Origin of the sequence: Chryseobacterium sp. R2ACT005, assembly GCF_049949215.1 — a bacterium.
GTDB lineage: Bacteria > Bacteroidota > Bacteroidia > Flavobacteriales > Weeksellaceae > Chryseobacterium.
Genome location: NZ_CP188192.1, coordinates 3,972,052 through 3,992,940 on the forward strand (window position 1 = coordinate 3,972,052; position 20,889 = coordinate 3,992,940).

Consider the following 20,889-nt stretch of genomic DNA (forward strand, 5'->3'; position numbering starts at 1 on the left):
GGAAAAACAAAAATAACATCTGATAAGGTGTAAAAGAGCAGAAAAACAGTGACAAATGGGACTATTTCCGGTTTACCATTTCATTGAATTATAATTGAATTAAAGTAAATGTCGTCATCCGCTGACGGCATTTTATAATGAGTAGTAGTTTTGAAAAAAAAGTTTCCTTTTTATAAGCAACCAGATACCAAAGACTGCGGTCCTACATGTCTCAGGATCGTAAGTAAGTATTATGGTAAAAGTATATCTCTGCAGCAGATTCGCAGCCTTTCCGAAACAACACGTGAAGGAAGCAGCCTTCTTGGGCTAAGCGATGCGGCAGAAAACCTCGGATTCCGGTCTATGGGAGTCCAGATAGATTTCAATACCCTTACAGAAGAGGTTTCTTTTCCTTGTATAGCACACTGGAATAAAAACCATTTTGTGGTTGTATACAAGATTGACAAAAATAATAAAGTATATATTTCAGATCCCAGTTATGGACTTATTACGTATACAAGAGAAGAGTTTATCAAATCCTGGATCGGAGAAAATGCAAACGAAAATACAGAAGAAGGAATTGTTCTGATTCTTGAAACAACACCAGCATTTTTTCAGACAGAATTTGACGCTGAAGAAAGTAAAGCCAGCTTTACGTTTCTTTCCAAGTATCTCCTTAAATATAAAAGACTTGTAATCCAGCTGGCCATAGGGCTTCTGGGAGGAAGTTTATTATCCCTGATATTCCCGTTTCTTACCCAAAGTATTGTAGACGTTGGAATCCAGAACCAGGATATTAATTTTATCTATGTCGTTTTACTTGCACAGATTATGCTATTTCTTGGAAGAATGGGAATTGAAACCATACGAAGCTGGATTCTTCTCCATCTTTCGGCGAGAATTAATATTTCCATCATCTCCGATTTCTTTATCAAGCTTATGAGACTTCCGATAAGTTTCTTTGATACGAGAATGACCGGAGATATCATGCAGAGAATAAATGACCACCACAGAATCGAGCAGCTGCTTACAAGTTCATCGTTAAACACCCTGTTCTCACTGGTAAACCTTATCATCTTCAGTATTGTTTTACTGTTTTATGATTACAGATTATTCATTGTTTATCTTGTTGGAGCGATATTGTACATTGGCTGGATCAGTTTTTTCCTGAAAAAGAGAAAGGAGCTTGATTACAAAAGATTCTCTCAGGTCTCTCAGGAACAAAGTAAAGTGATTGAGCTTATCAACGGTATGCAGGAGATTAAAATGCATAATGCAGAAAAACAGAAACGATGGGACTGGGAATTTCTTCAGGTAAAACTGTTTAAAATCAGAATAAAATCACTTTCATTAGAACAATGGCAGTCTGTTGGAGGAAATTTTATCAACCAGATGAAGGATATACTGGTAAGTTTCCTTTCTGCAAAGCTGGTTTTGAGCGGAAATCTTACTTTAGGGATGATGCTTTCTGTACAATATATTATCGGACAGTTGAACAGCCCTCTTCTTCAGCTTATCGACTTTATCAAGCAGACTCAGGATGCTAAGATTTCCCTTGAAAGATTAGGGGAAATTCATGATAAAGATGATGAGGAGGATAAAAATGAGCAGTATGTTACAGATGTTCCAAAGAAAGACATCGAGATCAAAGATATGTCATTCCGTTATATTGGTTCTGATGCTCCGGTTTTTGAAAATTTAAGTCTTACGATCCCTTATCAGCAGACTACAGCTATTGTGGGAGCCAGTGGAAGTGGAAAAACAACCCTGTTGAAGCTGTTAATGAAGTTTTATGATCCTGACCAGGGTGAAATCAGAATCGGAAGCACCAATATGAAGAATATCTCCCCGAGATACTGGAGAGATCATTGCGGAGTGGTAATGCAGGAAGGCTATGTATTCAACGATACTATTGCCAATAACATTGCTGTAGGTGAAGATCATATTGACAAACAAAAACTGAGACGTGCTGTAGAAATAGCCAATATCAAGGAATTCATTGAAAGCCTTCCGTTAAGTTACAATACGAAAATAGGAAATGAAGGTGTTGGGGTCAGCGGCGGTCAGAAACAGAGACTCTTCATTGCAAGAGCCGTTTATAAATCTCCTGAATATATATTATTTGATGAAGCAACATCAGCATTGGATGCCAATAATGAGAAAGTAATTATGGAAAACCTTGAACAATTTTTCAAAGGGAAAACAGCAGTGGTTATTGCCCACAGACTTTCCACGGTAAGACATGCGGATAAAATCATTGTGCTGGATCAGGGGAAAGTTGTAGAAGAAGGCAGCCATGCAGATCTTGTAGATTTGAGGGGAGAATATTACAGACTTGTAAGAAACCAGCTTGAATTAGGAAGCTAGCCAAAATATAGCGGAACCGAAAAGCTTATAGAGTAGGAAAACAAAAACTAATTTTAATCATGAAAAATCTAAAAAAACTTTCGAGAAAAGAACTGACATTTGTCAGCGGAGGTGTAGTTATTCCGGACAACAATTGCTGTGGTTCCTGGTGTCTTGGCAGCTGGATGCCATGCCATCTCCATCACATTGCATGTCCACCGGATGCAGATACTTCACCACCATCGTGGTATGACGGGAATTGCCCATTTGGTTAAATTATATTCCCCCTGAAATATTGGGGGAAATTTTATCTTAGAAAAATGAAAGAAGACGTTTTAGACAATATTGAACTCCGCTCAGAAAGCGTACAGGATATTCTTACCCAGCCCCCGCATTGGATGATACGCTGGGGAAATACTGTTATATTTATTATTCTCCTGCTGATTCTCTTGATGAGTTACATCATAAAATATCCGGAATTTGTACCGGCTCCTATTATTGTAACTTCGCAGAATCCTCCAGAGAAGATTGAAGCAAGGACAAGTTCCAAAATTGAAAAAATATTCATAAAAGACCATCAGCAAGTTAAAAAGAATGATGTTCTGATGGTAATGCAGTCAGCAGCCAACTATAAGGATATTTTAGAGTTGAAAAAACTGGTAGATTCCATTACTCCTGATAATTTATATAGCTTCCCTCTTGCTCAGGCTTCAAGGTTCAAATTGGGAGAATTACAGGGTGAATACAATAGTTTTGCAAAAGCATTTCAGGATGAAGCCCTTTTTACAAGATTACAGCCTTATGCTCCGGAAAACCTGGCAGCCAATCAGAGTATTTCTGAATACCGCATACGAATTGCTACCTTAAAACAACAGAAAAACCTGGAATCAATAAAATATGATCTGACTAAGAAAAACTTCAACAGGTCTCAGGAACTTTTCAATCAAGGAGTTATTTCTGCTATGGAACTTGAAAATGAAAAGATCAAATATCTTCAGGCCCAGCAAAATCTTGAAAATCTTAAAATCTCCATATCACAAATGGATGAAGGGGTTTCCAATCTTAATAAAACTAAAAGCGGAACGGCCATTAACACAGAAAAAGACAGAATTACATACTCTTCACAAACTTTACAGCTTCTTGAGCAACTGAGAAAATCATTGAAACAATGGGAACTGAATTATCTTGTTATATCATCTACAGATGGTGTTGCCAGTTTCCAGCAGTTTTTTGGTGAAAATCAGTTTGTAAAATCGGGTGAACCTATTCTTTCTATTCTTCCTAAAAATAAAGAGCAGTTGGTAGGCAGAATGTCTGTTCCTACCGTAAACTCAGGAAAGATCATTCCGGGCGAAAAAGTATTGATTAAACTAGATAACTATCGATTCCAGGAATATGGTATCATCGAAGGAAAAGTACAGAATATCTCTCTTATTCCTGATGATAAAGGAAATTATTATGTAGATGTTATTTTGCCAAAAGGATTAAAAACAAGTTACAACAAAACGCTTACATTCGATAAAGAACTTAGAGGCAGTGCAGAGATCGTAACACAAGATCTTCGATTGATTGAAAGATTCTTCTATCAAATCAGAAAGCTGCTTGGATATCAGGTCTGATAAAGAACTTAGATAAAAAAATAAAGCCGTTTTGCAGATTGTAAAACGGCTTTTTTTTATTATGGTACTTCAGATTAGCTCCATTTAAAGTAATGTACATAAAATCCAAAGTAGTATAGTTCATTCATTACGGGCTTTATTCTGCGAAGGGTTTCGATCGTACATCAATAGATCAATCAAAAAAAGTCGGTAAGAAAGCGAATACAGGGAAAACAATGATCTCCTGTTTTAAAACATTCCAATAACGAAGTTGAAAAAGTAAGTTCTAAAAATGGGATAAGATATAACTACAAACAAGATGTAAGCCAGGGAGAATATTTTATTTTGAATAATGATGTCCTTGAATTTTACAACACAGAAAATAAAATGTTTACATCTGGAATTAAACTTTAATAAAAATCTAATAACGGAATAAAGAATTAACTCACAAATAATACGAATTAATCCTTAAAGCATTAGAAGAGGTTTCTTTCTATTAAAATATGATTTTCAAATAAATTATAAAAGGCGAGATTTTATCTACTATTGTTTCAAAACACAAGAGTAAAAATAAATTAAATGCAAAAAATAAATTTTTGGATATAAAAACCTATCAAATAAATTATAAATAAAATAATCAAATTAAAATTTGAATTTTTAGGTACGTTTATGGTTTACCATAATTTAAAGTTGTAGATTTTCATTAATTTACAACTTTTTAATAACCATTTATGACTCAATTAATTGACCCTTCTGATATTCATTCTGCTGCAGATATTTGGAATGGCTTTATTTATCAAGGCAAAGTCGCACTGTTTCACGTTTTAAAATTAATAAGTGAAAAGGATAATATTGAAAATTTGCACGTTCAATTAGACTCGTTGGAAGATTTTGCTATCGTTAGGTATGATGAAAATGATAATATTATTCCAATTTCTCTTCATCAAGTAAAAGCTTTAAAATGTAACTTATATTCAACATACGATAAAGCTTTCACAAAACTTGAACAAAGAAAAACTCAATACCCTTGTGAAGATAATGCCTATTTTCATTTAGCAAACCAAAATGAGAAAGACCTTACAGAAATAGAAACTTTACATCCAAATTTAAAACTATATATTTATTCTGGAAATCCATATTGTAATATTAAGGATATTCAAAGTTTAATATTAGAAGAAGTTAAATCTTGCCTAATCAAATTAAACAAAAGTGAGTTTATTGGGAATCATGATTATATTTTCTATTTGAGTAGTGTATTAGAAGAAATAATTACTTCTCAAATTCTAGCTATTCATGCTTGCAATCATTCTAGGGATGGTCTTTTAATTAATGAGGGCGCTTATTATTTTACGATTCCTTTGAATAATTTTAAAGATAAAATAGCTTGTAATTTTGAAGACTTGCTATTTGATAAAGTATTTTACTTCAAAAGATTAAGACTAGATGTAAATACATATTATCAAGAATTTTGCTTAGAATTTGAAGACGATTTAGTTGAAATTCAAAAAGAAAAATTATCTAATTATTTAATTTATATAAATAGTCTAACTGAAACTGAATTTGAAAATTTAATCCAAAAAATTACTCCTCACAAAGAAATAAAATATTCCGATTTAGATGAATATAAAAGATATACCGTAAATGATGACGATTTTAAAATAGCTTTTTTATATACCCTTTGTGAGATTAGAGATAGTAACTTAACAGACAGTAAAGTAGGCTGGAAAGATGGTGAAAAAAAAATTTATTACCCATCTACAATAAATGAACCTGATGCTGAAATAAACAAGAAAAAACTTTGCAGAAATATTATTGAAACTGCATCGAGCAAATTAATTGAAGTACCTTTTAATAGTGACTTTTTGATTACAAGCCACTGTCAAGTAGATTCTATTGAAGAAACGGCTGGTAAAATAATAAATATTACTAGTGGAGATTTACACAATAAAATAACTACTTGGAAAAATGTAGCACTTATAAACCGTGAACAAGCAAAACTAAAATTAAATGATAACGATAATTAATAATTTACTTCTTCAATTAGAATTATTAAGTACCCCATTGGAATTTGGCTTATTATATTCGTTTAAGGATTCAGCAAAAAAATCTTATTGGTTAGTCACTGAAGAAGAAAATCTAACGACAGTAATTGACAAGCAATCAGATTATTTTGAACAATGTAGAGGTATTCTGAATAATGAATGGTTTGATAAAAATGCAAATTTACTGATATTACATAAGGTTGATGAGATTAATGAAAAATTTCATAAACTAGTTTTAAAAGTTGAAGAAGATCCATATTTATTTAAAAAACAAGTTCTATTATATAAAGATGCAGAGGTTCAAAAATTAAACGAAATTTTAAATACAGAAAATATTACATTAAAGGAGTTTCTTGATCAAAACCTATTAATTGATAAGGTGTATGAAATACATAAAAATCAAATTAATAACAATAACTGGGAATCACTTATTTATAGGATTGCACAAAAAATACCAATAATAAGATTAAATATAAGTAGGTCTAATGGGTTATCTGTTTTAATTGAGGAGAATAAGCAAAAAGTTGACGTAGGAAACCATAAAGAAATTAATAGTTTGTTAGAAAATATTTTTTTTCAAAAATCCTCAGAGGAAATCTTGGAAATTGACAATGACTTAATTTTTAACCTATTAAATGGTAAAGAAAATGAAAATTAATAAACTACGAATACAAAATTTTAAAATTTTTGAAAAAATTGATTTGAATTTTAGTGATTATGATTTAATCGTATTCGACGGACCAAATGGATTTGGTAAAACCTCAATTTATGATGCTATAGAACTACTCTTTATTGGTAGTATTAGACGATTTATTGATTTAAAAGAAAAAGTTATTGATGGAAGAGAAAGTTTTGCCGAGCATCCGTTTTTATATGAGTTCGCAAATGGAGATATATCTATTACAATAAGTTTTACTAAAGATGATGTCGAATATATTTTAGAAAGATATGTTGCCCAGGCCGACATTACAAATACAGTAAACTTTGACATATATAAACTTTATCAAAAAGAAACTTTTGATTCTGATGAGAGGTCATTAATTGATAATGAAAAGAAATTTTTAGAACCATTAGTTGGTGAAAATTATAAGGAAAATTTTCAGTTCTTAAATTACATTGAGCAAGAAGAAAGTCTATTTTTACTGAAATCTCAAGATAAAGTCCGTAAAAGTAATATCTCTCATTTATTTAATGTTGCTGAGTTTGAAGATAGAATTAATAAAATAAGTCTTGTTAAACGGAAAATAAGCGAGTTATGCAATACTGTTGAAGAAAAAAAAATTGCTGATTTGGAAATTCTAGTAAATGATACAGAAGAATTTTTAAAAAGTGAGTTTAAAAACACAGAATACATAAAACTTTTTAATGATTGGGAATTGATTTGGGATAATGTAGAATTTGATTATACAACAATCACTTATCAAGACCTATTTTCTTCCGAAGGTATCATTCCTAAAATAAAGAAATTAATAGAAAACAAGCATACATTTAGTACCTATCGAAATAATGAACTCATTGAAATGCTAATCTCTGATGAGGAAAGGTTAAATCAATTCTTTACTTATTACTATTTTATTTCCTCTAAAGATTCTTTAAGATTACAAAAAGCAGATTATGATAAAGAAAGTAAAATTATTCATCTCCTTTCAAATATTTCAATTGATGATATAAAAAGAAATCTTCTAGAAATCACATTTGAAGAATTAGGTTTTTCGGATGTTAAAATAATAGAGTCCTATGAATCTGAACTAGAGGTTTTAAAAAATTCTTTAAATGAATTAGATAAGTTAGAAAGTATTTACTCTGGAATAAAGGAAACTAGAGAAAAGCTCATCCATAGAATTATAGAACTAAAAGAAGAATCGGAAATATCTGGTATTTGTTTTCTATGTGGTTACGATTGGGGTAATATCGATGAACTTTTAACTAATATTAATTTCGAATCTGAACAGCTTGAAAATTTAGCTTCAGATAAAAGCTTACTTTTTGATGAAAGATTTAATAAATTTAAAGAGGAAACTGTTATACCAATTATTAATTATTTGAATAATAGGGCTCTTGAAAAAAACTTAGATATAAACTTTATAGATAAATTGTTATTACAGAATGAAGCTTTCTTAAATAGTAGTAAAATCAATCTTGAAAGAATTGGTTTTAACTATACCGAATTACTTAATAAGGTTCCATCAACTGAAAGTTTAATAGATATAGAAAAAATTGTTTCAGATCTTCAGCTTTTAAAGCGTGAATTAGATATTAATGAAATACAACCATATTTTAATGAGGTTTTCGCTCAGTATTTTGAAAATAATTTTGGCATTTTAAATTCTTTAACTACTGAACAAGTGGAGCAAAAAGAAAATTATTTAAAATATAAATATTCACTTTTACAAAATGAATATCTAGTCGGAAAAAAAACGGAACTCAAAAATAAAAAAGATAAATTTATAAATGCTACATCTTTAGCATCTAATCTAAATCGAATTGAAAGTATTTATAAAAATTCCTTGAAAGCATATCAGCGAAAAGTAATTAAAGATATAGAAGTTATATTTCACATTTATTCTGGTAGGATTTTACAGGATTTACAAGGGGGATTGGGTTTATTTATATTCTCTGATAAGGATGGTATAAGATTCCAGACTAATCCAGCAAAAACTTTTGATGCTGTTTTTTCGATGAGTTCAGGTCAGCTATCAGCTTTGATAATTTCATTTACATTAGCACTTCATAAAAAATATTCTAAAAACAGTATTTTATTAATAGATGATCCTGTCCAAACAATGGATGAAATAAATATTGTAGGATTTACTGAATTGTTAAGAAATGAATTTTCATCAAACCAAATAATAATATCAACACATGAGGATATTCCTTCGGTATTTATGCGTTATAAGTTTAAGAGTTATGGTTTGAACCAGAATGGAATTAATTTGAAAACATATCACAATTAATAAGGTGTTATGAATACGGTTAATGTAATTTTTTTAAAGTACTTTGTCTAATTTATATGACTTTAAATATTATTGTTTGAAGAATTTCAAGAAAAATGAGACTATCAATAAAATCAAAGTTATACAAGCGCAAAAGATCCACAGAAATGTATATAATTTTGCCTTCCACCCATATTCATCAATTAAATTTTCATAATTTTTAAATTCTATTTTATATTTTTTTTGAACAGATTCATCAAATTTTATGATATAAAGGGAATCTTTTATATAATTATCATAAGCTGTTTGGTCAATTATAAAAGATTCCATTTTTTTATCCGTTGCATTATTTCTCTTTAGTTTTTTCTTATAATATAAGCTCAAATCTTTTACAATTTCGTATTCTGATAAAAGTAAATTCAATTGTGCCGTGTATTGAGATTTTCTTTCTCTAAGATCGATATCATTATAAGCTTTTAGAATACCGATTTCAAATGGAAGATCGCCCTTAATTTCATTGACTTTATTTAAAAAATATTTTAATGAATCTTTGGGGTAATTATTATTTAAATAAGAGTTCAAAGATTTCAGTACAATTATTCCTCTTTTCTCAGAAGCCTCTCTTAAACTATCCGATTTTGTCTTGAAAGAAACCATTTTTTGCAGTAAGGAATTATTCTTTTCTAAGTTAAAATCTACGGAGTCCAAATAATTTAATCTTTTTTGTTTTAGAGCTATTAGGCTTTCATTACTATAATTATCTGCTGTAGTATAAAAAGTAGTCGATAAATTGAAAAAAAATGATATTAAGATAAATGTCACAGAAGCAGAAATGTGTGATCTATATAATGTTAATAATCTAATCATAATTTTTTTACAAATATATTTATTTTTTTGTAACTAAAAAATAGTTACATTTGTATAAGTATTAAAAATGAGATGTCGAAAAAAGATAAACTTATCGCTAGATTAAAATCAAAACCGAAAGATTTTGAATACTCGGAACTAAAGTCTTTATTAATATTTTTAGGATATGAAGAAAATAATAAAGGTGGGACATCTGGAAGTGCGGTATCATTTTTGAATAAAACTATTGAAAGTGTAATAATGTTACATAAACCACATAATCCAGATATTTTAAAACACTATCAAATAAAAGCAGTAATAGAAGAATTAGAAAACAATAACTTAATTTAAAGAACTATGCTTGAACATAAAGACATCAAGGGAACAGTAGAGTTCGATCAAGAAACTACAATGTTTTTTGGTAAACTAATAGGAGTAAATGGTCTTGTTATGTATGAAGCTGAGAACGCAGAAGAATTCGCCAAAAATTTTATCACTGCGGTTGAAGATTATATTAAAATGTGTGAAGAGAATGAAATGCCTATCAAAAAAGAATATAAAGGTGTTTTCAATGTCAGAACTTCACCCGAAATTCATGAAAGGTTATTTACTACTTCGGTAGAAAGAGGGGTTAAATTAAATGCAATTATAAATGAAGCATTTGATTTTTATTTAAAAAATCAATTACAGGATAAATTTGCAGAAAAAAAATATAGCTCTGTTAAGAGTCTGTTAGATGATTGTATAACTCAAGTCTATTGGGAGCCTAGCGAATCTAACGCTTATGGAAAATTTTTAAAAAAAACAATCCTCAAATATGATTGTAATAATAATGTTGTAGTAGACAAAAGGAATGTAACCAAATTCCTAGAACAAAAGCATCATTTAACAGATAACAAATAAAAAGCCTCAAATTGAGGTTTTTTTGTATTACATATTAACAGATTATTATGGGTTTAATCTAAAAGCAATTTTAGCAAATTTCACATACTTTATTTCTGGAAAGTTTGTTGTAAATATCTCTTGATACAATACAGTTTGTTTTGGATTTAAGCTGCTAGGTGCTGGAATTCGTGGGGTTAAAAGCAAGACCTGCAATCGGGTAATAATTGATTTCAATAAATGGTGTTTCTGCTGCTATCGATTCGACCTTACTTTCATTAGTGTTAACAATTTTAGAATACACTATTAAGTTTAAATTACTAGATGATGGTATTTTTGCAAATTTATGTGTAACATACAATTCAACTCCGTTTGATGATGACACAAGATTCCAACATCCTTCAGAAAAAGCAGAGCAATTTTGAGAGTAAAAGAGTGAGTAGAATAATAATCCTAAAATTAATAAGAGTTTTTTCATGGTTTATTTTTCTTTCAAAACTACACTTAATATCAATTTTATGAAATAACACCAAAGGGTTATTTTTTAAGAAAAGGCTAAAAACGAAATGGAGAAATTTTTATGGGGTTAAAAAATAAAGGATAGTATCTTAAAGATTTGGGAATCCTAGGAGAATATTAATTATCAAATAATTTTATAAAATTCTTTTAACTTCAACATTTCTAAAAGGAAATATAAATGGCTTAAAATAACTTACCGTACATTTACCGTACAAATTAAAAACCGCAACCATTGATAATCAATGTATTGCGGTTTATTATTGTAGCGAAGACGGGAATTGAACCCGTGACCTCAGGGTTATGAATCCTGCGCTCTAACCAACTGAGCTACCTCGCCTTTTTGGTGGTGCAAATATAGAAAATATTTCTTTACCTCCAAAATTATTTTAACTTAAAATATTCCAAAACATCACCAACATGATCTGGTTTGTTGATAATCTTATTGTTAGCATCTAAAATAAAATACGTCGGAGTTGCATGAATATTGTACATATCCGTGTAACTGCTGTTCCATCCTCTCAATTCGGAGTCATTCACCCAAGGAAATGCAGCAATCTTTTTAGTATAAGAATTTTTGTCAACATCTAAAGAAAACCCTACAACCTGAATATTTTTTGATTTCAGATCATTATATTTTTCCAGAAGTTTCGGAAGTTCACTTTCACAGTGTGAGCATGTGGATGACCAAAACACAATAACCTTTTTATCAGCCTTTATATCATATAATGACTTCGCAGTAGTATTTACTGGTGACTGGAACTTATAGTTAGGGAAAGCAGCTCCCATTTCAATATTGGCATTCGATTTCAGTGTAGATGCAAGTCTGTCAGTGATGGTACACTTAAGATTTTTGGCAAGTGACAAATATTTGCTCTTGTACTCATCCATCTCATACACATCAAAAATATCGATCAGTTCTGATAAAACAGTCTGCCCTCTTGGAGTTTCCACTTTTAATCGGTCTAAGAGTTTATCAACAGAAGCAGCAACATTGGTATTTCCTCCGGAGTTCAGATAAGATACTAACACTGGTCTTAGTAGTGAGGAAGTCTCCAGCATATCATTTGACTTGTCCAGAAAGTTGATTATTTCCTCCTGATCTACTTTTTTGGTGGCATCTTGTGAAGGGGAAATAAATTTACTGTAATTCGTGTTATAATAGGTAATAAATGGATGTTGAGCGGCATCAATAGAGCTGGAAGTACCGGAAAGTCTGTCGATCTCTGTTTTCAGTGCTTTTCCAAAGTCTGTATTATCTTTATAATATTCTTTAATCTGTGCTAAAGCCGGCAAAATAAGCTCTTTCTTTTGTGAGCCTTCCTGCTGCTTACTCATCAGGTTGTTCGCTTCATCCAGATAGGTAACATCTTTAACTTTATTATTCTGGATATCCAGTTTAAAGTTGACATTTTTATTTTCAGAAATAAAGCTTACTGTATTATTAGAGCCCGGGAAATAGACTTTCATCATTCCCATATAACTGCTTGGGTATTTAAAAGTCCACGTACTATTCTTACTTTGTTCTTTGGTAACAATAATATCTTTCGAACCGTTTAATGTATATAGAATAGCGTCCTGATCTTTAAAGTCTGCCGGAGTCTGAATGGTAACTGTAAATTGAGCCTGCAGAGCAAATGCAGCCAAAACCGCAGATAGCGTATAAATCTTTTTCATAGAGTAAAAATAAAAAAACTCTCTGATTAATCAGAGAGTTTAATATTATTTTAATAAAATTTTATGCTTTTACGCTTTTGTACTTTTTTGTAAAGTAAACAATAAATACAATTGCTACAATACCAAGTATATATACGTACATATCAATAGGCGCTGGTGCTCCGGTACCATTTCCTCCATTTCCACTTCCTGTTGGAGCTGGTTGTGGTTGTGGTGGGGCTGCATTTGCTAAAGTTATAGCAAAAAGAAAAAGAGCTAATACTAGTTTATTAATAGTTTTCATGTGGTTTATTTTAAGATTTTAGTGTTAACAGTTTCTCCCTTATCAGAAACGATTTTTACAACATATGAATTTTTAACTGAGCCATCAAGCTCGATTACAAAATCTCTGGATGCATCAACCGCTTTTTTAGAGATTACTAGTTTACCGCTCATATCATAAACTTGAATATCTGCTTTTTTCCATTTTGGATCAAATCTTACAATGTAATTTGTAATAGATGGATCATACACTACAAGTGTTCTTGATGCAGTAGTATTGTTTTTATCTACTGCTAAAGTAATATTACTTGGTTCTCCATAATACAAATTAGCTTCTTCATTTGTCACCGCTATAACATCTCCTTGTTTAGCTTCTATTAAGTTTCCGTTTTCGGCTTTATAATAGAACCCAAGTCCTGAAGATAACTGGTGTGCACCAGCTGGGATTAGCACTGCATTTTCTCTGATCTCGAATTTATAAGATTTCACCTGATCCAGATAGTAGTTAACTAACTTAACATTTTTCCCCTGGAAGTTACTCTCATTAGCTTCGTTAATATATAACCAATAGTTAGTATAATTATTATCATACCCACCATTCAAAGATTCTTCAAAAGTACCGATGATATTTTTACCCGCTGAAGACTGAACTGAAGTTGCGGCAGAAATCTGGTGCCCTGTCGTTAATGATGGAGAAACAACATAGTATGTTCTGGAAAGTTCTTTTCCATTAGCATCAAGACCGATTACACCAAGCTGTTTTACAGTATTGGTTATATTCTTGCCAGTGCCAGCCATTCTAGCTGCTGTTACATCATAATTGATACCTGCTGTTCTTGCAGTAGATTTGAATCTTCTCAGTGTATTAAAATTTAAAGTCTGAGCCGTATTGTCTCTTAACTTTATTTTAAATGACTGCATAGGTTTGATTACAAGTAAATCTACGTCACCAATAGCTGGAGCTACTCCGTCACCTGTAGGTAAGAAAGTAACTACCTTAGCAGATGTAGCATAAGTAGAACCACTTGGAAGAGTCACAATTGTACCTGGGTCATATTCAATACCCCAGATATTTTTCACAGCATTTCCATCAGATCCTGTAACACTTTCAGTATATCCAATGTTAGCTAAATCTAAATTGGTAAGGAAAGGGTTTCCGAATTGGTAAAAATTTTGGCCGAATGTTCCAGACCATGCATTCGTAGTAAACTCAAAACTATCATCAAGATAAGTGTTGTACTTCTCATTGTATTGGTTTAGAGCATTACCGTTAGTTCCGAACACAACATTAGAGGCTCCCACATTAGACTTCCCTGCGTTCTGTAATGTTACAGCACCCGCATATGGCGCATATGGTTTCCCGTTAATATTGAATACGGTTCCTGATGCAGGAGCGCTTGGATTCCAGTCATTATTTTTAACCTTTAGCATATAATAACCTGAAGCATCCCAAGTAGTTGAGGTAGGAGCTAGATTCAACGTGGTAATAGAAACAGCATTCGCATTATCCCACTTAAGAATTGGATTGTCATATCTTCCGGTATTGAAAGTTTTACCAACTTCAGTAGATAATGAATTGTAAGCTTTACCAGAGAAAGGCAAAGCAACTTGCTGGAAATAATTACCGGTACCGTTACTTGTAGTTCTGTATTCTTTGGTAACAATACCTGAAATGTTGGATTGGGATAATCCGTCAATGTACAACTGACCATACGTGGAAGTAGCAAAAGAACCAGGGGTATTAAGTCTTAAGATGATATTTCCACCGTCAGTCTTATCAGCACCGCCATCATCAATTGTCTTAAAATTATCCGTAGCAGATCCTACAACCATGATATTTCCATGTACGTCCAAAAGACCATTACCTTTTGTCTGTACACCTCCACCGCTATAAACTAGGGTGCCTTCGCTCACATACATATTAGCATTAGTGTCAACATGACATAGTATCTGCGCCTGAACAGAGTAACTAATTGCTAAAAGACCTATAGCAAATAAACTTTTTCTCATTGTATAAATTATTTGTGTGTTAATACAATCTTCACCCGCAAAGGTATTATTATTTTTCTTAAAAAAAAAATATTTTATCTATTAATCAAAACATTATCTTCCGTCAAGGTGATCTCTTTGTCCTCTCCTATTGAAAACATATAGTCTTCTAGAACTTTTTCGGTAGTACCTCTCAACCCTCTTGCGCCTAATCCTTTTTCAATAGTTTCCTCTACGATTCTTTCAATTGCACCATCTGTTATTACCAAATCTGTACCATCCATCTTAAAAAGTTCCACAAATTGATTCACAATTGAATTTTTTGGCTCTTTCATAATTCTTACCAAGGTCTCTTTCGTGAGTTTATCGAGGTAAGTGATGATTGGAAATCTTCCTAAAAGTTCCGGAATTAATCCGAAAGTACGAAGATCAATTGCATTAATATTTGTTAATATATATTCGTCTTCACCGGTTTTATTGATTTTCTCAGAACTGAACCCTATTGCCTGCTTGTTCATTCTTCTTTCAATAATCTCTTTAATTCCGTCAAAAGCGCCACCAGCAATAAACAGGATGTTCTGAGTATTGACCTGGATATATTTCTGATCCGGATGTTTTCTACCTCCCTGCGGCGGAACATTGACAATACTTCCTTCCAGCAGTTTCAATAATCCCTGCTGTACTCCTTCTCCGGAAACGTCTCTTGTAATACTCGGGTTGTCTGATTTTCTTGCGATCTTATCAATCTCATCGATGAAGACAATTCCTTTTTCTGCTTTTTCCACATCATAATCTGCGACCATCAGAAGTCTGGACAGAATACTTTCAACATCCTCTCCTACATATCCTGCTTCCGTTAAAATAGTGGCATCTACAATACAGAAAGGAACATTCAGTTCTCTGGCGATAGTTTTTGCCAAAAGAGTTTTACCTGTTCCCGTTTCCCCTATCATGATGATATTTGACTTTTCAAGTTCCACTTCTCTGTTTTCGTCCTGAGCGTGGAGTAATCTCTTATAATGATTATATACAGCAATAGAAAGCTGTTTTTTTGCCTGATCCTGCCCGATCACATACTGATCAAGAAATTCTTTGATCTCTTTTGGCTTTTTAAGTTCAGCCATACTGTCGGCAGGTGAATATCCTGTTTTGGATGCACCATCTTTTACAATAGCGTGCGCCTGCTCTATACAATTTTCACAAATAAAACCATTCTGGCCAGAAATCAGCATCTGTACTTCATTTCTTTTTCTGCCACAGAAAGAACATTGGTTTGAGTTCATATGATATAATAATATGTATATGTTAAAGAAAATCGTAAAAAATTACTTTTTTACGATTTTCTGATTGTTAAGAATTAATAATTGAGTGTTGAATCTCTGTATATTCTTCGTTCGTTAATTTTAATCTTTCATTTCTAAAATTCATGTCTTCCACCTTGTTTAAAGGAATCAGATGGATGTGTGCATGAGGAACTTCAAGTCCTACCACCGCTACTCCTACTCTTACACATGGAATTGCAGTTTTGATCTTCTTGGCTACCTCTTGGGCAAATCCCCAAAGGTTTTTGTATTCTTCACTTTCAAGATCAAAAATCAAATCCACTTCTTTTTTCGGAACTACTAAAGTATGTCCTTTCACCAAAGGCATTGCATCTAAGAACGCAATAAAGTTTTCATTTTCTGCAATCTTATAGGAGGGAATCTCGCCATTGATGATCTTTGTGAATATAGTGCTCATTTTATCAGAAGTTAGGGGTAGATATTAGAAGTTTAGAAACTGTATCAGACTATAAAGAAATGTCTAATACTTCAAAAGACAGTTTGTTTCCGTTTGGTAAAGTAATTTCGGCAGTTTCGCCAACAGCTTTTCCCAACAGACCTTTTGCAATAGGAGTGTTTACAGAAATTCTTCCTGTCTTCAGGTCACTTTCGTTATCCGGTACCAATGTAAATACCTGCTCTTGCTTGGTAGCATTATTTTTAAGTTTCACTGTTGTTAAGATGGAAACTTTTGAAGTATCTAATTGGCTTTCGTCTATAATTTTAGAAGTAGAGATAACGTCTTTCAGCTTAGAAATTCTCATTTCAAGCATCCCCTGAGCCTCTTTAGCTGCATCGTACTCTGCATTTTCTGACAAATCACCTTTGTCCCTTGCTTCCGCGATCTGCTGAGTGATTTTTGGTCTCTCTACAGTTTCCAACTGTTCCAGCTCAGCTTTCATTTTCTCTAGGCCCTCCTTAGTTACATAGCTTGCCATAATTTTCAAAATTTAGTTTTAGTATAAAAAAATAATCCGACATTTGCCGGACAATGTTTTCGTGTTGTAATCGTTTTATTTTTACAAATATATAAAAATTTAAATTGAAATGAAAAAAACTTTTTCAATCTTATCCATTTTCAGTATATTGATTTTCAGCAACTTAATCATAATCTCTTGTGGAAGCAGAGAAGATACTGTGAACTGTTTCCCCAATACTCCCATTAATGTATCCCTTAATCTAAACCTGCCTGCCTACTATGCTTTGAACAATATTAACGGCTGGATTTATGTGAATGAACAGCAGTCCGGAACAAGAGGACTGATTATTGTCCGAACTGCAAATGGATTTAAGGTATACGACAGAAATGCTCCTCACATATGTCCTGATAATAATACAACCCTTGAGGTAAAGGATAATATCGCTATTATCTGCCCGCAGGACAACACAAGATGGATCTTAAGTACGGGGCAGCCAGAAGCTGGAGCTAAAACATCTCTGCCGCCTAAAACCTACCCTTCCAACTATGATGCTCCAAGCAAAACTTTAAATGTTTATTATTAGAATACAAAATGAAGATCGTTATACAGAGAGTCTCTGAAGCCAGTGTAAAAGTAGACGGAAAAATTGTTGGTGAAATAGGAAAAGGATTAATGCTGCTGGTAGGTGTGGATGAAAATGATGAAAAAACAGATGCAGACTGGCTTGTACAGAAGGTTTTAAACCTAAGAATCTTTGGAGATGAAGAGGGTAAACTTAATCTTTCTGTCAAAGATATTTCAGGAGAAATCCTTTGTATCAGCCAATTTACATTGATTACAGATTACAAAAAAGGCAATCGCCCGTCTTTCATAAAAGCAGCAAAACCTGATAAAGCTATACCTCTTTTTGATTATTTTAAAGAAGAAATAGCGCAATCCGGATTAAAGACGGAAAGTGGAATCTTCGGAGCGGACATGAAGGTTTCCCTGGTCAACGACGGACCTGTCACGATCGTAATGGATTCGGTTACCAAAGGTTAAATGACAGAAATGAGTAACAAAAATATAGTCATTGCTTATCTTGCAGTGACTTTAATTTTCCAGTTTGGAATAGTATTAAGCCTGAACAACTATAGCTTCGCCGGATATTACGTTGATAAAATCATTAACTGGCTCTGGCTGTTGATGACCATTTTTATCATTATCAGGTTTTGGAATAAAAAAGTGATTAAAGTATATTTTGGTCTTTTAATCTCAGGAATCGTTCTCAGCATTTTACCTATGATGATTCCCTTTTTTGGCATCCTCCATTATTTTTCAACTATAGGCTGTGACCAGCGAATTCAGCTGAATGATACTTACAGAATGGAAAGAGGACGTCCGGGAGCACTTTACAAACCGCTTATTACGATTTACAAGAAAGAAGGAATCTTTGAAAAACAAATCTCAAGAATTCCTTATTCAAGCATTATAGAAAAAATAGTATGGTCTTCTAATGAGACTTATTTAGATGATAAAAGCCTGCCGATCCAGAAAGCAAAACTCATCAATGTCAATCAGGACAGTATGGGTATTCAGTACCGGATCATGAATAAGCAGAAAGTAATTTACCATAAGAACACATTAAACTGGTTTGATGATTTTTAAAAATTATACCTACATACCTCAACACAACCATTCAGTGATCCTGGATGGTTTTTTGTAATCATAGAAGGTCTATTTTCCCAACCCCACAGGTTTCAAAAGCGGTGAAGTTTATCATAAAAAATTGATAAGAGTCTTTATACAAAGGAGAAATAAAAAAACAAAAAATAAATTCACAAAAATGTGATTTGTTTTTATTTTATTATTATTTTTGGGATAAATCAAAACTGATTTACAACCATTTAACAAAATCGTATGAAAACAAAAATCAACCTTTTCGCATTGTTTGCGTTCTGCTCTTCCCTGTCTTTTGGTCAGGAAAGCCAGCCCAAACTTAATCAGGATCAAAATTCAATCATCTATGTATGCTTTTCAAAAGGCATCAATTCAGAAAAAACTGCATTCAGCAGAAATGCTGAACTGGAGAGATTTTCAAGAGAAAATAACATTTCATTTAAGTACGATCTGGATTTTACAGACCGCAAACTTGATGAAATGGCCAGAAGCAGCAAAGCAATTGGAAACTCCTCAGAATCTGTAGAAAAGCTGAAAAGAATTTATAAGGCTGATCTGCCTCTTCAAAACGAAGAAACTATTCAAAAAATCATTCACAGTCTTGAAAGATTCCCTGAAATAGAATATGTATCTGTGATGAGTGCGGCTCCTATTGAACCTCCTTTGGTAAATGCTTTTGTAGCCACACCTGATCTGGAAAGTATTCAGACTTACCTGAATGACAATCCGGGAATCAATGCAAAATATGCTTGGTCAAGAGGAATTACCGGACAGAATATTCGTGTAAGGGATGTTGAATATGGTTTTTACAAAACTCATGAGATGCTTACCAACCAAAACTCTATACAGCTTGAACCGGGATATTCTCCGAATGCAGGATTAGCTAATAATAACTACCGTGACCACGGAACTGCAGTGGTGAGTATTTTAGGTTCAATAAAAGATAACATCGGGCTTACGGGTGCTGCCTACAGTACTTCTGAAATAAAAGGATATATGGAATGGACCACTGTGGGATACAACAGAGCATCTGCCGTAAGCAGATCTATTAATGCTTCCCAGTCAGGCGACATTATTTTATATGAAATGCAGACAGGAGGAAAAGACGGCCAGTATTGTCCTGCAGAGTATGACAAAGTAATCTGGGATCTTACGAAAGCAGCTACCGATTCAGGAATTATTATCATTGCCGCTGCAGGTAACGGAAATCAGAATCTGGATGATCCGTTTTATGCAACTTATCTTGCCAGAGGAAATAGCGGTGCTATCATTGTAGGAGCAGGGTCTCCCAATACCACCCATTCAAAATTAAGCTTCAGTACTTATGGAAACAGAGTGGATGTTCAGGGCTGGGGAAGCAGTGTTCTTGCTGCAGGCTATGGTTCTTATGCCAAATATGATAATGATAACAACAGGACTTATAATTATTTTAGCGGGACAAGTTCTGCAACACCTGTAGTATCTTCTGCAGCTATTTTAATTCAGTCTTTCTATCGTCAGACTACAGGTCAGAACCTAACACCCTCTGCGATGAAAAACCTCTTGATTTCTACAGGAATTCCTCAGGGAGGAACTGTAACCGGTCAGAAAATCGGACCTCTTCCTAATGTAAAAAATGCGATACTGCAATTGGAAAGTAAATTTGCTACCCCTGTAAAAACATTGTCTCCGCTGGAGGTTAAAATCTACCCTAATCCATCCAGCAGTACTATTGCTATTCAAAGTACAGAAAACAAAAAGCTGGATTTTGAAATCATCAATCTTCAGGGGCGTACAGTGATCAAAAGTGCTGTTTTGCCTAATGAAAAAATTGATATTTCACAACTGCCAATGGGTCAATATATCATCAATATTAATGAAGGCCAAAGAAGGGTTGTTGAGAAATTCACAAAACTATAATAACATTTTTTATACATTTT

At 32.8% G+C, this 20,889-nt stretch carries 20 protein-coding genes and 1 tRNA gene; 12 read left to right on the forward strand and 9 right to left on the reverse strand.

Features of this window, described 5'->3' with window-relative positions:
• Positions 1–150 precede the first annotated feature (150 nt).
• The 6 genes from ACPF63_RS18200 to ACPF63_RS18225 all read left to right on the forward strand — a co-directional run bounded on the left by ACPF63_RS18200 (position 151) and on the right by ACPF63_RS18225 (position 8,919).
• Positions 151–2,346 carry a peptidase domain-containing ABC transporter gene (locus tag ACPF63_RS18200; RefSeq protein ID WP_426480842.1) on the forward strand — a complete coding sequence of 732 codons (2,196 nt, stop codon included), beginning with the start codon at positions 151–153 and terminating at the stop codon, positions 2,344–2,346.
• Positions 2,347–2,405: 59 nt separating this feature from the next.
• Positions 2,406–2,600: a hypothetical protein gene (locus tag ACPF63_RS18205; RefSeq protein WP_180565115.1), complete on the forward strand. Its 195-nt coding sequence runs from the start codon at positions 2,406–2,408 to the stop codon at positions 2,598–2,600.
• A gap of 45 nt (positions 2,601–2,645) precedes the next feature.
• On the forward strand, positions 2,646–3,944 hold the full coding sequence (locus tag ACPF63_RS18210; RefSeq protein ID WP_077413712.1) for an HlyD family secretion protein: 1,299 nt from the start codon (positions 2,646–2,648) through the stop codon (positions 3,942–3,944).
• A gap of 710 nt (positions 3,945–4,654) precedes the next feature.
• Positions 4,655–5,947, forward strand: coding sequence for an ABC-three component system protein (locus ACPF63_RS18215; protein WP_426480843.1), 1,293 nt, complete (start codon positions 4,655–4,657; stop codon positions 5,945–5,947).
• Positions 5,931–6,623 (forward strand): ABC-three component system middle component 1, encoded by a 693-nt coding sequence (locus ACPF63_RS18220; protein ID WP_426480844.1) that lies wholly within the window; start codon positions 5,931–5,933, stop codon positions 6,621–6,623. The genes ACPF63_RS18215 and ACPF63_RS18220 overlap by 17 nt, the downstream gene beginning before the upstream one ends.
• The gene (locus ACPF63_RS18225) at positions 6,613–8,919 is read left to right on the forward strand and encodes an AAA family ATPase (RefSeq protein ID WP_426480845.1); all 2,307 of its coding nucleotides are present in this window, start codon (positions 6,613–6,615) and stop codon (positions 8,917–8,919) included. Before ACPF63_RS18220 ends, ACPF63_RS18225 begins: the two co-directional genes overlap by 11 nt.
• A gap of 69 nt (positions 8,920–8,988) precedes the next feature.
• Here ACPF63_RS18225 and ACPF63_RS18230 read toward each other — a convergent pair whose 3' ends face one another.
• Positions 8,989–9,765 carry a hypothetical protein gene (locus tag ACPF63_RS18230; RefSeq protein WP_426480846.1) on the reverse strand — a complete coding sequence of 259 codons (777 nt, stop codon included), beginning with the start codon at positions 9,763–9,765 and terminating at the stop codon, positions 8,989–8,991.
• Between the two features lie 72 nt (positions 9,766–9,837).
• Here ACPF63_RS18230 and ACPF63_RS18235 point away from each other — a divergent pair, with 72 nt between their 5' ends.
• Both ACPF63_RS18235 and ACPF63_RS18240 read left to right on the forward strand, forming a co-directional pair.
• The gene (locus ACPF63_RS18235) at positions 9,838–10,095 is read left to right on the forward strand and encodes a type II toxin-antitoxin system HicA family toxin (protein WP_288436962.1); all 258 of its coding nucleotides are present in this window, start codon (positions 9,838–9,840) and stop codon (positions 10,093–10,095) included.
• Between the two features lie 6 nt (positions 10,096–10,101).
• Complete coding sequence (locus tag ACPF63_RS18240; RefSeq protein WP_426480847.1) at positions 10,102–10,647, forward strand: type II toxin-antitoxin system HicB family antitoxin; 546 nt, start codon at positions 10,102–10,104, stop codon at positions 10,645–10,647.
• 154 nt (positions 10,648–10,801) lie between these two features.
• Here the strand turns inward: ACPF63_RS18240 and ACPF63_RS18245 are convergent, their stop codons facing one another.
• The 8 genes from ACPF63_RS18245 to greA all read right to left on the reverse strand — a co-directional run bounded on the left by ACPF63_RS18245 (position 10,802) and on the right by greA (position 17,329).
• On the reverse strand, positions 10,802–11,104 hold the full coding sequence (locus tag ACPF63_RS18245) for a hypothetical protein (RefSeq protein WP_426480848.1): 303 nt from the start codon (positions 11,102–11,104) through the stop codon (positions 10,802–10,804).
• Between the two features lie 304 nt (positions 11,105–11,408).
• Positions 11,409–11,482: transfer RNA gene (locus tag ACPF63_RS18250), tRNA-Met, on the reverse strand.
• Positions 11,483–11,526: 44 nt separating this feature from the next.
• Positions 11,527–12,819: a TlpA family protein disulfide reductase gene (locus ACPF63_RS18255; RefSeq protein WP_426480849.1), complete on the reverse strand. Its 1,293-nt coding sequence runs from the start codon at positions 12,817–12,819 to the stop codon at positions 11,527–11,529.
• Between the two features lie 61 nt (positions 12,820–12,880).
• Positions 12,881–13,102, reverse strand: a complete 222-nt coding sequence (locus tag ACPF63_RS18260) for a hypothetical protein (protein WP_047383050.1) — start codon at positions 13,100–13,102, stop codon at positions 12,881–12,883.
• 5 nt (positions 13,103–13,107) lie between these two features.
• Positions 13,108–15,090, reverse strand: coding sequence for a T9SS type A sorting domain-containing protein (locus tag ACPF63_RS18265; RefSeq protein ID WP_426480850.1), 1,983 nt, complete (start codon positions 15,088–15,090; stop codon positions 13,108–13,110).
• 74 nt (positions 15,091–15,164) lie between these two features.
• The gene (gene clpX, locus ACPF63_RS18270) at positions 15,165–16,352 is read right to left on the reverse strand and encodes an ATP-dependent Clp protease ATP-binding subunit ClpX (protein WP_077413716.1); all 1,188 of its coding nucleotides are present in this window, start codon (positions 16,350–16,352) and stop codon (positions 15,165–15,167) included.
• 67 nt (positions 16,353–16,419) lie between these two features.
• Positions 16,420–16,809: an HIT family protein gene (locus tag ACPF63_RS18275; protein ID WP_077413717.1), complete on the reverse strand. Its 390-nt coding sequence runs from the start codon at positions 16,807–16,809 to the stop codon at positions 16,420–16,422.
• 49 nt (positions 16,810–16,858) lie between these two features.
• Positions 16,859–17,329: a transcription elongation factor GreA gene (gene greA / locus ACPF63_RS18280; RefSeq protein WP_047420150.1), complete on the reverse strand. Its 471-nt coding sequence runs from the start codon at positions 17,327–17,329 to the stop codon at positions 16,859–16,861.
• 109 nt (positions 17,330–17,438) lie between these two features.
• On the opposite strand from greA, the gene ACPF63_RS18285 reads away from it, so the two are divergent.
• The 4 genes from ACPF63_RS18285 (at position 17,439) to ACPF63_RS18300 (ending at position 20,869) form a co-directional block, all read left to right on the forward strand.
• Positions 17,439–17,894, forward strand: coding sequence for a hypothetical protein (locus ACPF63_RS18285; RefSeq protein WP_426480851.1), 456 nt, complete (start codon positions 17,439–17,441; stop codon positions 17,892–17,894).
• 8 nt (positions 17,895–17,902) lie between these two features.
• On the forward strand, positions 17,903–18,352 hold the full coding sequence (gene dtd, locus ACPF63_RS18290) for a D-aminoacyl-tRNA deacylase (RefSeq protein WP_426480852.1): 450 nt from the start codon (positions 17,903–17,905) through the stop codon (positions 18,350–18,352).
• A gap of 9 nt (positions 18,353–18,361) precedes the next feature.
• On the forward strand, positions 18,362–18,958 hold the full coding sequence (locus ACPF63_RS18295; RefSeq protein ID WP_426480853.1) for a hypothetical protein: 597 nt from the start codon (positions 18,362–18,364) through the stop codon (positions 18,956–18,958).
• 252 nt (positions 18,959–19,210) lie between these two features.
• Positions 19,211–20,869, forward strand: coding sequence for a S8 family peptidase (locus ACPF63_RS18300; protein WP_426480854.1), 1,659 nt, complete (start codon positions 19,211–19,213; stop codon positions 20,867–20,869).
• The last annotated feature ends 20 nt before the right edge of the window (positions 20,870–20,889 follow it).